This is a genomic window from Janthinobacterium sp. SUN176, assembly GCF_030587335.1.
GTDB lineage: Bacteria > Pseudomonadota > Gammaproteobacteria > Burkholderiales > Burkholderiaceae_D > Janthinobacterium > Janthinobacterium kumbetense.
This window is the reverse complement of the sequence record NZ_JAPWIA010000002.1, coordinates 82679-98682: the sequence shown is the minus strand read 5'-3', so window position 1 is coordinate 98682 and position 16004 is coordinate 82679. Positions and strand designations below refer to the sequence as shown.

At 65.3% G+C, this 16004-nt stretch carries 13 protein-coding genes; 4 read left to right on the top strand and 9 right to left on the bottom strand.

Annotated features, from left to right (window positions below; translation table 11 throughout):
- Nucleotide 1: 1 nt before the first annotated feature.
- The 5 genes from O3299_RS19750 to O3299_RS19730 are packed head-to-tail and all read right to left on the bottom strand — an operon-like array spanning nucleotide 2 to nucleotide 6743.
- The gene (locus tag O3299_RS19750; RefSeq protein ID WP_305063029.1) at nucleotides 2-577 is read right to left on the bottom strand and encodes a DUF1349 domain-containing protein; all 576 of its coding nucleotides are present in this window, start codon (nucleotides 575-577) and stop codon (nucleotides 2-4) included.
- A gap of 25 nt (nucleotides 578-602) precedes the next feature.
- Nucleotides 603-1991, bottom strand: coding sequence for an efflux transporter outer membrane subunit (locus O3299_RS19745; RefSeq protein ID WP_305063028.1), 1389 nt, complete (start codon nucleotides 1989-1991; stop codon nucleotides 603-605).
- Complete coding sequence (locus tag O3299_RS19740) at nucleotides 1988-5086, bottom strand: MexW/MexI family multidrug efflux RND transporter permease subunit (protein ID WP_305063027.1); 3099 nt, start codon at nucleotides 5084-5086, stop codon at nucleotides 1988-1990. The genes O3299_RS19745 and O3299_RS19740 overlap by 4 nt, the downstream gene beginning before the upstream one ends.
- Before the next feature lie 15 nt (nucleotides 5087-5101).
- Nucleotides 5102-6202, bottom strand: coding sequence for an efflux RND transporter periplasmic adaptor subunit (locus O3299_RS19735; protein ID WP_305063026.1), 1101 nt, complete (start codon nucleotides 6200-6202; stop codon nucleotides 5102-5104).
- A gap of 58 nt (nucleotides 6203-6260) precedes the next feature.
- Nucleotides 6261-6743, bottom strand: coding sequence for a DUF2165 family protein (locus O3299_RS19730; protein ID WP_289912600.1), 483 nt, complete (start codon nucleotides 6741-6743; stop codon nucleotides 6261-6263).
- Between the two features lie 125 nt (nucleotides 6744-6868).
- Between O3299_RS19730 and O3299_RS19725 the strand changes: the two genes are divergently transcribed.
- Entirely contained in the window at nucleotides 6869-7537 is a 669-nt protein-coding gene (locus tag O3299_RS19725) for a metalloregulator ArsR/SmtB family transcription factor (protein ID WP_305063025.1), read from the top strand.
- Here the strand turns inward: O3299_RS19725 and O3299_RS19720 are convergent.
- Nucleotides 7534-8811: an MFS transporter gene (locus O3299_RS19720; protein WP_305063024.1), complete on the bottom strand. Its 1278-nt coding sequence runs from the start codon at nucleotides 8809-8811 to the stop codon at nucleotides 7534-7536. The two genes, O3299_RS19725 and O3299_RS19720, sit on opposite strands and share 4 nt — an antisense overlap.
- A 112-nt stretch (nucleotides 8812-8923) precedes the next feature.
- Between O3299_RS19720 and O3299_RS19715 the strand changes: the two genes are divergently transcribed.
- Nucleotides 8924-9823 carry a LysR substrate-binding domain-containing protein gene (locus O3299_RS19715; RefSeq protein ID WP_305063023.1) on the top strand — a complete coding sequence of 300 codons (900 nt, stop codon included), beginning with the start codon at nucleotides 8924-8926 and terminating at the stop codon, nucleotides 9821-9823.
- 87 nt (nucleotides 9824-9910) lie between these two features.
- Here the strand turns inward: O3299_RS19715 and O3299_RS19710 are convergent, their stop codons facing one another.
- Both O3299_RS19710 and O3299_RS19705 read right to left on the bottom strand, forming a co-directional pair.
- Entirely contained in the window at nucleotides 9911-10210 is a 300-nt protein-coding gene (locus O3299_RS19710; RefSeq protein WP_305063022.1) for a hypothetical protein, read from the bottom strand.
- A gap of 166 nt (nucleotides 10211-10376) precedes the next feature.
- Nucleotides 10377-11417 (bottom strand): class I SAM-dependent methyltransferase, encoded by a 1041-nt coding sequence (locus O3299_RS19705; protein WP_305053640.1) that lies wholly within the window; start codon nucleotides 11415-11417, stop codon nucleotides 10377-10379.
- Between the two features lie 130 nt (nucleotides 11418-11547).
- On the opposite strand from O3299_RS19705, the gene O3299_RS19700 reads away from it, so the two are divergent.
- Nucleotides 11548-12444 carry an AraC family transcriptional regulator gene (locus O3299_RS19700; protein WP_305053639.1) on the top strand — a complete coding sequence of 299 codons (897 nt, stop codon included), beginning with the start codon at nucleotides 11548-11550 and terminating at the stop codon, nucleotides 12442-12444.
- A gap of 55 nt (nucleotides 12445-12499) precedes the next feature.
- The gene (locus O3299_RS19695; RefSeq protein WP_305063021.1) at nucleotides 12500-12910 is read left to right on the top strand and encodes a VOC family protein; all 411 of its coding nucleotides are present in this window, start codon (nucleotides 12500-12502) and stop codon (nucleotides 12908-12910) included.
- 148 nt (nucleotides 12911-13058) lie between these two features.
- Here the strand turns inward: O3299_RS19695 and O3299_RS19690 are convergent, their stop codons facing one another.
- On the bottom strand, nucleotides 13059-15929 hold the full coding sequence (locus O3299_RS19690; protein WP_305063020.1) for an insulinase family protein: 2871 nt from the start codon (nucleotides 15927-15929) through the stop codon (nucleotides 13059-13061).
- Nucleotides 15930-16004: the final 75 nt, after the last annotated feature.

The window sequence follows — 16004 nt, the reverse complement described above, 5'->3', positions numbered from 1 at the left end:
TCTAACTCAAATCGTGCAAGTCTTTTTGCTGCGCCGGGCCGATGGAAAACCGGGAAAACACCACCTCCAGGCCAGCGCGTTCCGGCGTGCAGCACATGGGTCCGACGCGGTAGCTGCCGGCCTCGGGAAATGGCGCCAGGCGCAGCAGCGGCCAGCGCTGGCCATCGGTCGAATACTGGACGCGGATCGCGCCTTGCGCCACCGTCACGCGCAGCCAGAAACCGTCCGGCATGGCGGGAGCGCTGCTGACGGCCCAGTCGGATTTGTCCTGCGTCAATACCGTGCTCAATAAGAGCTGGCCGTCGGAAAATTCGACGCCGCACTTGATCCAGTTTTGCTCGTCGATGCGCACCATCATGCCGGCCTGGTCGTACAGCGCGGCGTACTGCGCCGCCACGTGCAGCTGCGCCGTGAAATCGCCGTCGATTTGCGTGCCGAAAAAATGGCCGCTGTCGCGGATAAAACCATAGTGAGTCTTGCGCCAGAAATCCGTATTTGCGTCCGTCGTCACGCGCAATTGCGCGTCGTCGGCGGACCAGTTTTCCGGTGGATTGAGCCAGCTGCCTTGCGTGAACATCGCGTGCCTTTCCGAGCTAAAAAGATCACATAGTGTGCCCCCATCCCAGCGCCTTGTACAGGGCGATCGCATCGATGTAGGACGCCGTTTCCGCCAGCAGCGCTTCGCGCCGGATATCGTACAAGGCGCGCTGGTTTTCCAGCACGGCCTGGTAGCTGCCGGCACCGCCCGCATAGCGCGTGCTGGCGATGCCGAGGGCCGCGTTGCCGTGGCGCGCCGATTCCAGCAGCGAGGCCAATCGCGTCTGGTTTTCCGCCAGCTGCGTAACGGCGTTTTCCACCTCTTCCTGCGCCAACAGCATCGTTTGCGCATAGCGCGCCAGCGCGCCTTGCGCTTCGGCCTGCGTACCGCGCAAGCGCGCCTTGACGCTGCCCAGGCGGAAGGCAGGATGGCTGACGGAGGGCGCCAGTTCGAAGGCGCGCGCGCCGCCGTCGAACACGCCGCTGCCGCGCAGCGCAAAGAAGCCCAAAAAGCCGCCCAGGCTCAGGCGCGGATACAGGTCGGCCGTTGCCGCCCCCACGTCTTCGCTGGAAGCGGCCAGCAGGCGCTCGGCGCGCACCACGTCGGGACGCTGCCTGATCAGGCGGTTCACGTCGCCCAGCGGCAACTGGCCGGCCAGCGGCGCCTGTTGCCGCGGTGCTGTCGCCAGCGCGATGGCGCCCGGCGCCTGGCCGCTCAGCACATCGAGCCGGTACTGCGCCTGGCGCAAGCCGGCCTGCAACGGCGGCAAGGCCGCCTCGCTGCGCGCCAGGTTGGCCAGCGCGTTGTGGCGCTCTTCCGGCAAGCCGCTGCCGGCGCGGATGCGCGCGTCGATCAGGGCGATGGTGTCGCGCCAGCTTTGCACTTGCGCCTGCGTCAGCGCCAGGTTTTGCTGGTAGCCCAGCGCCTCGTAATAATTGCGCGCCACTTCGGCGGCGATCGTCAGCTGCACTTGCCGCAAATCGGCCTGCGCCGCGTCGGCGCGCGCCTGCGCCGAGCGGCTGATATGCGCGAGGCGGCCGAACAGGTCGATTTCCCACTGCGCATCGAACCCAACGCGCGTGCTGGTGCTGACGGCGCGGCTGTCTGGCGCATCTTGCTGCACGCTGCGCTGCCACCCCGCCTGGCCCGTGACGGCAGGCAGTTCGTCGAGGCGGCGCTCGTCGAAGGTGGCGCGCGCGGCCAGCAGATTCGCTTGCGCCTGCGCGATATCGAGGTTGTGCGTCAACGCGCTGGCGATCAGCCGCGACAGGCGCGCATCGTCGAAAAACGTCCACCAGGCGGCTTCGCTGGCAGCCGTTTGACCTGGCGCAAACTGCGCCTGCTGCGGACTGGCCAGGGCGATGGCGGGCGTGCCCGGCGTGACGTAGGCGGGGCTGACGGCGCAGCCGGCCAGCAGGGGGAAAAGGGAGACGAGATAGCGGTAATTTTTCATGGGGATTCCTTCAGCGCGTGCGACAGATCGCGCGCGCGCGGCGTGGCATGGTCGGCCGTGTGGCGGCGGGCCAGAAAGGTGTACACGGTGGGCAGCACGAACAGGGTAAAGAAGGTACCGATCAACATGCCCGAAACGATCACCACGCCCAGGCCGAAACGGCTGTTGGCGCCGGCGCCGGACGCGAACAGCAGCGGCACCAGGCCCACCACCATGGCCGCCGTCGTCATCAGAATCGGGCGCAAGCGGATTTGCGCCGCCTTGCGGATGGCGCTGAGGCGGTCCAGCCGTTCATGCACCTGCAATTCGTTGGCAAATTCCACCATCAAGATCCCGTGCTTGCTGATCAAGCCGATCAGGGTCACGAGGCCGATCTGCGTGTAGATGTTGACGGTGGCGTAGCCCAGCGCCAGCGGGATCAGCGCGCCGCAAATCGACAGCGGCACCGTGATCAGGATGATCAAAGGGTCCGTCAGGCTTTCATACTGCGCCGCCAGCACCAGGTAAATCACGACGACGGCCGCCAGGAAGGCCAGCAGCAGCGCATTGCCTTCCGTGGCGAATTGGCGCGCATCGGATTGCCAGTCGTAGCTGAAGCCGGGCGGCAGGGTTTTCGCCACGCCGTCGAGGAAGGCGACGGCGTCGCCCAGGGTCACGCCCGGCGCCGGCACGCCCTGGAAGGTGGCCGCATTTTGCTGGTTGAACTGCGTCAGCATGTTCGGCTCGATCTGTTCCGTCACCGAGACGACGGCAGACAGCGGCAGCAGGCTGCCGTCGTCGGCGCGCACGTACTGCTGCGTCAGGGCTTGCGCCGTCAAGCGTTGTTCGCGCGGGCTTTGCGCGATGACGTCGTAGGCGCGGCCATCCATGCCGAAGCGGTTCAGGTAATTTTCGCCCACCAGCACGGCCAGCGATTCGCCGATGTCCTGCATGCGGATGCCCAGGCTGTTCGCCTTGGAGCGGTCCACTTGCACCTTGACGACGGGGTTGTTGTAATCGAGGTCGCTGTCGACGACGGCAAACAGGCCGCTGTCGCGCGCGCGCTGCTTGACGTCTTCCATCGTGCGGAACAGGGTGGCGTAATCCTGCGCGCTGCGCAGCACCATCTGCACGGGCAAGCCGCCGCTCGATCCGGGCAAGGGCGCCAGCTGGAAGGCGAAGATGCTGGTGCCTTCCACGTCGCCCACGGCGTGCTGCAATTCGGCCTGGATGACGGCCGCGTTGCGCGAGCGTTCGGCCCATGGCGTCAGGTTGATGCCGCCGATGCTCGATGCCGGGCCTTCGCCGCCATTGATGATCCAGCGCGAGTCCGTTTCGGGGATATTTTTGTAGATATCATCGAGCTTGTACGAAAAGCGTTCCACGTAATCGAGGTTGGCATGCTGCGGCGCCTTGATCGCCGTCAAGACGCTGGCCTGGTCTTCCGCCGGCGCCAGTTCGCGCTGCGGCAGCAGGTACAAAAACGGCAGACTGACCATCACCAGCGCGGCGAAACCGGCGCTCCACCAGCGGTGGTGCAGCGAGCGGTCCAGCAGGCGCGCGTAGCGGCTGGTGAGGCCTTCGAAGAAATGCTCGGCGGCGCGCGCCATGCGCCCTTCCGCTTGTTTCGGCTGCAGCAGCAGGGAGCTCATCACGGGCGACAAGGTCAGCGCCACCACGCCCGACACCACCACGGCACCGGCCAACGTCAGCGCGAATTCCTTGAACAGCGCGCCAGTCAATCCTCCCATCATGCCGATCGGTGCATACACGGCCGCCAGGGTGATGGTCATGGCGATGACGGGGCCGGCCACTTCGCGCGCGCCCACCAGGGCGGCCGCCACGGGCGTCTTGCCTTCCTCGATATGCCGGTGCACGTTTTCCACCACCACGATGGCGTCGTCGACCACCAGGCCCACGGCCAGCACCATCGCCAGCAGGGTCAGTAAATTGATGCTGAAGCCGAAGGCCAGCATCAGCGCCGCCGCGCCCAGCATCGACAGCGGGATCGTCACGACGGGAATCAGCACGGAGCGCAGGGAACCCATGCACAGGTAGATGACGATGACGACGATGAGCAGCGCTTCGAGCAGGGTGTGCGCCACCTCGTCGATGGACGACTGGATGAAGCGCGCCGTCTCGAACGCCAGCTCGACTTTTACGCCCGGCGGCAGGGTTTTCTGGATTTCCGGCAGCAGCTTCTTGATGCCGTCGACGATCACCAGCGGGTTGCCGCCGGGCGTGGGCGACAGGCCCAGATACACGGCCGGCACGCCGTCCATGATGCCGCTCGTTTCCGTGGCGGCCGCGCCCAGTTCCACCGTGCCCACGTCCTTCAGGCGCACGAGGGCGGCGCTATCCTTTTCATCGCCGCCCTTGCGAATGACCATGTCGCGAAATTGCTCCACGCTGGTCAGGTCCGTGTTGACGCTGATGTTCGCGACGACGAATTGTCCCTTCACTTTGCCGGGCGCCGCCTGGTAGTTATTGCGCCGCACGGCGTCGGCCACGTCGGCCGCCGTCAAGCCGCGCGCGGCCAGTTTCGCCGGGTCGATCCACAAACGCATGGCCAGCTGCTGGCCGCCATACACGTCGACTTTCGCCACGCCGTCGATGGTGGCGAACATCGGCTGCACCACGCGCGCCAGGTAATCCGTCAGCGCAGGTGCGGACACGCTCTCGCTGGCAAAGCCGACATAGGCGACGGCCGAGGAATCGCCGGCCGCGCGCTCGATGACGGGGTCGAAAGCGCCTTCCGGCAATTTATAGCGCACCTGGTTGACCTTGGCCATGACTTCCGTCAACGCTTGCGTGGAATCGCGGTTCAATTCCATGCGCACGGTGACGGTGCTGCTGCCCTGCACCGACGACGACGTCAGGTAATCGATGCCTTCCACCGACGATACGGCTTGCGCGATGGGTTGCGTCACGAAACCCTGCATCAATTCCGCCGAGGCGCCCGGATAGTTGGTCGTGACGGTGATGGTGGACGATTCGAGCATCGGGTATTGGCGGATCGGCAGCTGCAGGATGGCGATCACGCCCAGCATCAGGATCAATGTGCTGATCACCAGCGCCAGCACGGGGCGGCGCACGAATAAATCGGTAAATTTCATGGTGCTGGCCCTTCCTCAAGAACCGGCCTTGGGCGCGGCGCGTTTCGCCTCGTCCAGGGTATTGGCGACGGCCTGCACGGCCATGCCGTCGGCCAGTTTCAGCTGGCCCGAAGCGACCACGCGCTGCCCTTCGCGCAAGCCGTCGAGAATGGCCACGCGGCCCCCGGCCCGCTCGCCCAGTTTGACGCCCACGCGCTTGACGGTGAGCGGCTGTTTTCCTTCCTGCTGCGCCACAAACACCGTATCGCCATACGCGCTGTAGGTCACGGCCGTTTCCGGCACCGTCAGCTGCTGGCCAGCCTCGCGGGCCACGCGCACGTTCGCATACATGCCCGCTTTCAGCGCACCGCGGGGATTGCTCAATGCCGCCTGCACCTGCACCATGCGCGAGCGGGCGACCAGCGGGTCGATGGCGTTGATCTTCGCCGTGAAGATTTCATTCGGATAGGCGTCCACCAGCACTTGCACGGCCTGTCCCGGCGCCAGATTCGCGCTGCTCTGTTCATCGAGGGCGAAGTTCACCAGCAAGGCCTTCGTGTCGATCAGGCTGGCCACCGTGTCGGCTGCGTTCAGGTACTGGCCCGCGTGCACCTTGCGGATTCCCAGCTGCCCGGTGAATGGCGCGCGGATGGTCTTTTGCGCGATCAGCGCTTCCGTCTGGCGCACGTCGCCCAGGGCCGCGTCGCGCGCGGCCAGCGCCGCATCGAGCTGCTCCTGCGTGGCGGCCTTTTCCCTGACCATCTGCACCGTGCGGGCATGGCTGCTTTCCGCGTTTTTCAGCTGTGCGCGCTGGCGCAGCAGCATTGCCTGTTCCTGGGCGTCATTGAGCTGTACCAGCACGGCGCCGGCCGCCACGCTCTGGCCCGACTCGAAACGGATCTGCGTGACGCGCCCGCCCGTTTCGGCCGCCACCTGCACCTGGCGCGCCGCTTCCAGTTCGCCCACGCCGGCAAAAAAGCGCTCCTGCGTGCCCAGCACGACGGGAACCAGCGCCACCTTGGTGGCGGGGTAGGCGGCGGCATCGGCCGCATGCGAGTTGGCGCGCGGGTACAGCGCGGCGCCCGCGACGGCCAGGGCGATGGCCAGCGCGGAAGCGCCGACGAGTTTCGTATTCATGATGAAGTCCTTTACTGCATTGAAAGGGAGAAAGAAGAAGAGGCGCAGCGGAGGCTGGTCAGGTCCGCTGCGCGTTGAAGAGGAAGAACAAACCCAGGGTCCACAGCAGCAGCACCAGGTGCGTCGTCTGCAAGCTTTCCTGGGCGATCCAGTAACCGAACCACAGGCCGCCCAGGTGCATCAGCAGCAGGAAGGCGGCCATGGCGCACAGGGCCAGGTTCAGCCAGGGCAACGCTTGCGTCAGGGAAGCGCCGAGCAATAGCGCCACGCCCGTCCAGGCGGCGATGGCGGCCAGCAGTTGCAGCGCCAGCACCGTCAACAGGCTCAGGCGGTGCAAGACCAGGGACGTGAGCGCGCGGCGCAGCAGCGGCGTCTGGATGGTCGGGTCCTGGCGCAGCGGGTCCATGCGCATGGTGTTGCCGATGGCCCAGACGGCGCCGTGGAAGGCGTGCAGGTTGTTGAGGGCGGCCAGGGTGAGCCAGAGGGCCAGGCCGGTGGCGAGGATGGCGTGAAACAGCCAGATCGAGTGAGACAGTTGCATGGGAAAATCCTGTCAAAAGAGTACCTTGCCGGCATGCGGACGTGGAAACTCCTCGACAGCGGGGAGCTACCGGCCTATTATGCAAGCAATTAGTTGGTTAACTGGCCCCATGATAGTTGAGCGAAATGAATTACACAAGTAAACGTTTGGATAATCAAGAGGCGCCGCAAACGACGGAGCGCATCCTGTATTTCATCAAGACCAAGGGACCCGTCTCCACGGCGACCCTGGCCAAGACCCTGGACATGACGGGCGAGGCGGCGCGTCAGCAAGTGCAAAAGCTGGTGGCGGCGGGCCTCATCGAGGGGCGCCAGGAAGCGCAGGCGGGCGCCGGGCGGCCGCGCCAGAACTGGGTCTTGACGGAGGCGGGCAATGCGCGCTTTCCCGACACGCATGCGCAGCTGACGATCAAGCTGATCGGTTCCGTGCGCCAGCTGTTCGGCGAAGCGGGCCTGGATAAACTGATCACCCAGCGCGAAGAGGAAAGCCGCAGCGCGTATGCGCTGGCGTGCTCGGCGCCGGACTTGCCCACGCGCTTGCAGCAGTTGGCGGCCGTGCGCGATGAAGAGGGTTATATGGCGCGCGTGGAAGCGGATGGCAAGGACTGGCTGCTGATCGAAGACCACTGCCCCATCTGCGCCGCCGCGCGCACCTGCCAGGGTTTTTGCCGCTCCGAACTGCAGCTGTTCCAGGAGGTGGTGGGACCGGGCGCGAGCATCGTGCGCGAGCAGCATTTGCTGGCCAATGCCATGCGCTGCGTCTACCGCATTTCGCCGCTGCCCGAGTTAAATTAAGCTTTCGGAAACAGGGGCCGCGTGGCCAGCGCCACCAGCCCTGCCAGCCACCACACGACGGGCCAGCTGCTGGCCGCCAGCAAGTGCGGGATGGCGATCGGCGTGAGGAACAGGCCCGCATACACGGCCGTGTTCGCCATGCCCAGGGCCGTGCCTGCGTTGGCGCCGCCCGCTTCCGTCGCCAGCTCCGTGTAGGCCACGCCATGCCAGGCGGACACGGCGATGCCGGCGGCCACCACGGCGGCCATCAGCAGCCAGCCCGGCGCCTGCAGCCAGGCGATGCATCCCAGCACAATGAACGACGCCAGCGCCACCAGGGCCGAGCCGCGCAGATAGGCAGGCCGGTTCGCGTGGCGGTCCGTGTGGCGTCCGCTCCAGATGCGCATCACCATGGCGCCCGCCTGCAGGGCCACCATCACGGCCGTGATGGCAGCCAGTCCCAGGTGGCCATGGTCGTGCAGAAACACGGTGGCATAGCTGAGCACGCCAAACTGGGGTACGCACAGCAAGCCGATGGCGGCCACCATGCGCCAGACTTTGCGGTTTTTGAGTGGACCTTGCAGCGGCGGAGGCGGCTTGACCCCAAACAGGCCCGTGGACGCGTTTTGCGGCCCCGTGGCGACCTCGGCAGAGAAGTCAGGCTCATGCATCCATCGCCACGTAAAAAACGCCGACAGGCCGCATACGAGGGCCAGGGCGCCAAACACGGGCATGAAGCCGTAACGTGACGCCAGGCTGGGCAGGACGAGGGCGCCGAGGCCGCCGCCGAGCGGCACGGCCGTCTGGCGGATGCTCATGGCGAAACCCCGTTCGCCCGCGCCGAACCAGCGCATCACGGCGCGCCCGCTGGCACCATTCACGCTGCCGCCCAGCACGCCGACCAGCGCCAGCCCGGCCGCCAGCGCCCATAACGGCGGCACGGCGCCGTCAGCGGGCGTGATCCACAGCAGCAAGGTCAATAGGGCCAGCATGGTGCCCAGCAAGCCCGTCAGCAGCACGGGGCGGTCGCCCCAGCGGTCGGTGGCCATGCCCCATGGCAATTCTGTCAGGGCCACGCCCAGGCCCATGGCGCCCAGCGCCACCCCCAGTTGCGTATTGCTCAGGTGATAGCCGCTGCGCAGCCAGATGGCCGTCGTGGGCATGCCGTTGGCGGCGGCGGAAAAGCTGGCATTGGCCGCCACGCCGACGGCCAGCACTTTCCAGCGGTGGGCCTCGCCCAGCGCGGGCGCGGTGGCGGGGACAGGAACAGGAACGGCTGGGCAGCTGGTGGTCATGGCAGGGAGGGGAAAGTGGTTGACCCTGACAGTGTTGCGCAGTACGATCGTTCTGAATATCAGATAATTTACTAGTCACCATCCCATAAAACAGGACGATTGCATTTGCGCCATGAGCTTGCTGAATTTTGACATCGCCTTCTTGCGCAGCTATGTGGCTGGCATCGAACTGGGCAGCTTTGCCCGCGCGGCCGACAAGGTGGGCCGCTCCACCTCGGCCGTCAGCGCGCAGCTGAAAAAACTCGAGGAGCAGGCGGGCATGCCCCTGTTCCGCAAGGATGGACGGGGCCTGGCGCTGACGCCGGCCGGCGAAGTCTTGCTCGGCTATGCACGCCGCTTGCTGGAACTGAACGACGAGGCGGCCGTCGCCTTGCGCGGCGCGGAACTGGAAGGCTGGATACGGCTCGGTTTGCAGGAGGATTTCGGCGAAGCCTTGCTGCCCGACGTGCTGGGACGCTTTGCCCGCGCGCATCCGAAAGTGCACATCGAGGCGCACGTGGCGCGCAACACGGCCTTGATGCAAGGGCTGGCCATGGGCCAGCTGGACCTGGCCCTGCTGTGGGGCGGCGCCTGCATCGCCGACGTGGCCGAGTATCCGCTGCCGCAGCGCCAGCATATTGCCGAGCCGGCCATGCGCTGGATCGCCTCATCCAGCCTGGCCTGGCAGCCTGAATCGGGCGAGCCCTTGCCGCTCATTACCTTCGACCGCGACTGCCTGTTCCAGCGCTGCGCCACGCAGGCGCTGGACCATGCCGGCATCGCCTGGCGCACGGCGTTTACCAGTCCCAGCCTGGCGGGACTGTGGGCGGCGGCCGCCGCCGGGCTGGGCGTGACGGTGCGCACCAGCCTGGGCTTGCCCTCTTCCGTCTGCGCGCTCGATCACGTGGCGGCGGGCTTGCCCGCCCTGCCCCCGTTGTCGCTGGAACTGCTGCGCGCCTCCAGCGTGCCCAGGCCGCCCGTCGAGCGGCTGGCTGGCCTGATCATCGACGCGTTGCGGGACAGCCCCGCTTGATACTGGCGAGCGGGAACGGGCGCCGTGGGACATCGGCATGCATCGGTCCCGGCGCGGGCCGCCGGCGCAGGTTTACCGTGGCCGCTCTCAGCTTGCTCGCCAATGGAAACAGATTCCATCTTGCATGATCTGCAAATCAGCTATGTTGCGCTGCATGCCGCTGTGCGTATCGAGTACGCAAAAATCGCATGACTGAATTTCCTGTTCCAACCGGTCTGCCTCGACGAAAAGCTGATCGTTGGCGGCTTGTTCCAGATTCTTGAACAAGGTCGCGTATGCGGCAAAGGCAGCCGTGGGAAGAAAAGTCCCGAGAACAAGCGCATTCTCGGACAGGACGACAATTTCTCCGAGGATCGTTCCAGAACGATCAGATAGTGTCAGGCTCATAGGGCGATGGACATTTTGGTGCTATCTCAGATGCGTGATGCGGGGTTTGTCATGGTTCAGCGTTCAGCGCTATCGCTGCGCAGCCAGTATTCAACCACATGGGCGCAGCGCTTGCCATGCGATGCATCAAATGGCGCTTGCGGCAGCGCGCTGCGCGGGGACGGATTCACGCTCCATCCTTGCGCGCAATCAGCACCTGCACGGGCGCCATGGGGAAGTCGCTGGCGCTGTATTGCTCCACTTGCCGCCAGCCCGTGTCGCGCAGCAGCTGCGCCAATTCTCCCTGCTGGGTTACCGTGCGGCCCAGCATGCGCATCGGCAAGTAATACGGCAGCACGCGCGCCGCGTCGCCGGCTGCCGGGGCGATTTCCGCCTGCACGCAAACGAAGACGCCACCGGGTGTCAACGCCGCATGGATCTTGCGCAAGGCTGCCGCCATGTCGGGCACGAAATGCAGCACGGACGAGCACCAGATGAGGTCGTAGCCGCTGCCGATATCGTCGCTGGCCAGGTCGCCGCCCACAGTCTCCAGGCGGTCAGACAGTTGCGCATGGGCGATGTTCGCGGCTGCCACGGCCACCGTTTCCGGCCAGTCGAAGACGCCGCCGTGCAAGCCCGCATGGGCTTGCGCCAGCGCAATGGCAACCCAGCCCGGTCCGCCGCCCAGGTCGAGCAGGCGCAGCGGCGTGTGGCCGTCTGCAAACGGGGCGATGCGCTGCATCACGGACAGGGCTGCGCGCATGGTGACGGCGCGTTGTTCCTGGCCAATTTGCTGCTGCGCGGCAATGGCCCAGTTGATGCCACTTGCCGTGCTGTAGGGCGCGGCCTTGCCGCCCTCGCGCACCAGCGTACTCAGCTGGGTGGCGAAATGGCGCAGCGCATGCAGCCGGTACAGCCAGGCGTCGCCGCAAAAGGCCTCGGAGTCGCGGCAGAAATACTGCAAGGTGGCGGCCGTGCAGCGGTAGTGCTGCGCATCAGCATCGGCCGCATCGCGTTCCAGCACCTGCATGCTCCACAGTAATTCCAGCAGCAGCGCCGTGTGCGGTGCGTGCAGCGACAGGGCGTCGGCCAGTTGCGTCGGCGTGTGCGGCGTGGCCAGCAATTCGAAAATGCCCAATTCCAGGGCGGCGGCCAGTCCATCGGCCTGGACGGGCGCGACGGCCAGATCCCAATACGGTTGCAAGGCGTGTTGTGTGGTGAATGGCATGGTGCTTCCTTTCGGTGAGGTGGGCAAGAGCACCTATTTTATGCAACAATGAGAATAATTATCATTTGCATTTGTATGCGGCACGGCGCATTTCGTATGCGCGACGGCGCGCGGGAAAACAGGGGGAGCGATGAGGGAACAGGACAGGGAAGCGGCAGGCTGGACGCGGCGCCAGCTGGACCCCGGGATGGGCGAGTGCCGCGCTGACCAGCGCCAGGTCGACCAGGGTTTGCTGCTCGTGCATTCCGATTACCGTCCGCGCCTTGCGCTCGTCGAGCAATCGAAGCATGACGATGCGGGCGGCATGGTGATCACCATCGGCCTGGAAGGCGTGTCCGGCTACACGACGCGCGATGGCGAACAATTGCGTTTCCGGGCCGGCCATACGACGGTGACGGCGTTTCGGCACGTCAGCGGCGAGCGCCGTTTCGAGGCGAATCAGCGGGCGGCGCAATTGCGCGTGCTGGTCGATGAAGACGCGCTGGCGCGCTACTGGCCGCAAGGCCTGGCGTCACTGCTGCCCCACGGCGGCGCGCGCCAGCTGGCGCATGCGGCCACCACGGCGGCGTCCGCTTTGCAGGCGCGGGCGCTGCTGCGCGCGACGGATCCGCTGGCCGTGCATATCGGCGTGCTCAGTGTCCTGGCGGAACAGTTGCGGGCGCTGCGGCCGGCGCCCGTGCCCGCTTCCATCCCGCGCTGGTCCGAGGCCGAGATGATCAAGCTGGAGCGTGTCCATGCGCTGATGCAGGAACAGATGGCGCAAGACCTGACGCTCGATTACCTGTGCGCGCAAGCGGGCCTGAGCTTGTTCAAGCTCAAGCAGGGATGGCGCTACCGCTACAACGACAGTCCGCAGCGCACCCTGCTGGCGTTGCGCATGCAGCGGGCAAAGTTACTGCTGGAAAATGGTTGCCAGGTGGCGCAGGCGGGCTGGCAAACCGGCTATCGCCATCCGTCCAATTTCAGCGCTGCGTTCAGCCGCTATTTCGGCTACGTGCCGAAGACCGTGGGACGCGCTGGCCCGTAAAAAGCCGGTGTAGAATCGGCGGGCAGCATTTTTCATCTCACTTGAAGGAGACATGATGGCCCGCAAAATATTTGTCAATCTGCCCGTCCAGTCGCTGGAACGCTCCGTGGCGTTTTTCACGGCGCTGGGCTTCAGTTTCAATGCCCATTTCACGGATGAAACGGCAACGTGCATGATCGTCGCCGACGACATTTTCGTGATGCTGTTGACGCACGATAAATTCCAGCAATTTACGCCCAAGCAGCTGTGCGATACCAAGGTGGCGACGGAAGTGCTCGTGTGCCTGTCGGCGGAGAGCCGCGGCGAAGTCGATGCGCTGGTGGCGAAGGCCGTCCAGGCGGGCGGCAGCATCTACAAGGAGCCGATGGATTTCGGCTTCATGTATGGCCACAGTTTCCAGGACCTGGATGGACATCAATGGGAGTTGATGTTCATGGAGCCGAACGCCGTACCTGGAAACGCCTGACCAAACCTACTGCGCGTCGCGCTTTGCGGCCGGCGATGCTCACCGTACTAGAGTACGGTTGCGCTTCTCGGCCACAAATCACTGCCGCTCGCTACGGTTTTGTCAGGCGTTGCAACAGCCAAGTCAAAACACTTGTTAAGTCCACGCCTTAGCTGGCCAGCGCCAATAAATCGACCACGTCCAGCCCGGCCAGGTCTTGCGTCGTGTTGCCCGCAAACGCGGCGCGGCTCTGCTGGCCGTTTTTCAGCCAGGTGCGCGTGACTTCCTTGATCTGGCTCAGGGTGCAAGTCAATACGCCCGTGCGGAATTGCTGGCGCACGGCTTCCGTCGTGCCGCGCTGCTGCATGTTCCACGCCGTCAGCGCTTCCGCGTACGGCGAATGGGGCTTGTCGAGGCCCTTGATGACGCAGATGATGGCTTCTTCCACTTGTTCCTGCGAGAAATCGCCATCGAGGATTTGATCCAGGGTCGTGCCGAAGTCGGCGTACGTGCCGGCCAGGCGCGGATCGCGGTAGGAACTCAAGGTAAACGTGCCGGCGCCGGCCGCATAGCTGGCGCTGCCGCCATACGCGCCGCCTTTTTCGCGCAGGGCCGTATGCAGCACCTGGTTGGTCATCAGTTCGGCGGCCACGGCCAGGGCGGACGCGTCCGGATTGTGTACGCCAGGCACGGCCCAGGACACGAAGCAATGGTTGATCTGGCTCGTTGCATGCAGGGCCGTGTTGGCCAGCGGCAAAGCTGCCGGCGCTGGCGTTGCTGTCGCTGCGGCCGCATCCGTGCTGGCTGCCGGCAATTCCAGCAAGCGGGCCAGGGTGATGCCATCCTGCTCCAGGCCGGCGCACAGCACGGTCGGCTGCTGGGCGATGATGTGCGCGTGCAGGGTGTCGAGCTCGCGCGCGATTTCCTGCAAGCCTTCGGAAGTCTTGCTCAGCTGCTGCAAACGGCGGTAGAACGGCAAGGCTGCCGGGCCGCCGACGATGTCGTCGAAGCGGCGCGTGGGCGACAGCGGTGCCGCCGCGGCCAGCATGGCGTAGCGGTTGCCCGATTCGGACAGGCTGCTCAATTTGTCTTGCACCAGGCTTTCGATCAGGAAAGCCAGGCGCTCTTCTTCATCGAAGCGGGGCTTGGCGATCCAGGCCGACAGCACGGCGGCGATGGCCGCGTGTTCTTCGCGCAAGCCGCTGGCCGAGAACGACAATTCCACGCGCATCGCTTGTTGCGGGCGGGGAATGGCTTCCAGGCCGATGTGGAACGATGGCACCATGCTCTGGCGCCAGGCGCTGGCGTCGTCGAACGACATGTCGCCCACGCCCAGTTCCGGCGCCAGGTCCGTGTACAGGCGCAGCCATGGCCACGACGCTTCCGGCAAGCCCGACACGTCGTACAGCACGTTGGCATAGCTGATGCCGTTCGAGGCAATGCTGAACGCCACGGCGCCGTCGACGGCCGGGGGAATCGGCAGTGCCGGGCGCGGCAGCGCGCTGACGTCGCCGGGGCGGATGCGCGGCAAGACTTCGGAATTCGACGGCAGCTGCTGATGCGCTTCCAGCGCGGCGGACTCGGCGATGATGTGCTCGCGCTCGGCATCCGTCAGCTTCGCCTGCAAGGCCGCCAGCCTAGCGTCTTCCAGGGCGGCGCGGTCCGTGAAGTAGGCGCTGTCGGGCACCACGTGGGTGGTCAGACGGGTTGGATTGGCGATCAGCTCGCGCACCAGCTGCTTGAAGAATTCCGGGTCTTCGATTTGCTGTTCCAGGGTTTCCAGGATGTCCGCATTGTCGAAGGCATCCATGACGTTGCCGTCATACATGGCCAGCGGCAAGGCGTGCAGCAGGCGGCCCAGGCCGTAAGGCATGCGGCCGCTGCTGATTTCGCGCTGGCTGTATTTGATATCGCGCAAGGCCGCGTGCAGCACGGCGGCGGGGATGCCCTCTTGCGCCGTCTCTTCCAGGGCCGTCCAGATGCGCTGGTGCGCATCGGCGATCTGTTCCTGCGTCAAGCCTTCCATGCCGATGTGGAACACCATCTGGCGGATGCCCGCGTCGCGGCCATTCATGTCCGACGGGCGGCCATAGCCGGCCGATTCCATGGCGCGCATGACGGGCGCCGACGATTCGCCCAGCAAGCCGTGCGACAGCAAATGCGCGTGGTAGTAGGCGATGGGGTCGCTCGACTCGCCCATCAGCCAGGCGAATTGCAGGCCAAATTCATCGTCGCGCGCTTCCTGCGATGGAATTTTCACGACGTTTTCCTGCGGCGCCGTCCAGGCGGGCGCCAGTTGCGGCAGGCGGCGCGGGCTGAAGCCGCTGAGCTTGGACAGCACGCGTTCGGCCACCTGCTCTTGCACGGCCGACGCTTCGATATTGCCGGCGGTCATGATCACGGCTTGCGAAGGGTGATAGTGGCTGGCGTGGAATTCTTTCAGCATCTCATGCGTCAGTTCGGGGATCACCAGCGGATCGCCGCCCGATTCCACTTCATACGTCGTGCCCTTGAGCAAGGCGCTGGCGATGCCGCTGTCGAGCGCGCGCATGGGGCTGTTGAAGGCGCCCTTCATTTCATTGAAGACGATGCCCTGGTACACCAGCTTGTCGCCTTCGAACGCGTGGCGCCAGCCTTCCTGGCGGAAATTCAGGTAATCGAGGTTCGGGAAGAAAGCGGCGTCCAGGTAGACGTCGAGCAGGTTGAAGAAATCCTTGCGGTCGGTGCTGGCGAACGGGTACACGGTGCGGTCCGGGTAGGTCATCGCATTCATGAAGGTGGCCGTCGAGCGGCGCAGCATCGAAAAGAAGGGGTCGCGCACCGGGTAGCGGGCCGAGCCGCACAAGGCCAGGTGCTCGAGGATGTGGGCGCGCCCGTCGCTCACTTCCGGCACAGTGGGAAAGGCCACCAGGAACACCATCTCAGCCTGCTCGGTATGCATGTGGATATGGCGCATGCCCGTTGCTGGCTCGACATATTGCTCGATGGTTGCCTGCAAGACTGGAATGAAGTTGCTGCTGACTTTTTCAAATGTGCTCATGCGGTATGGGATCTCTGCGGTAGGTGATTCGGAGTGTCGGTGGGGCTGCATCACATGTGGGGGCAAAGTGGCGTA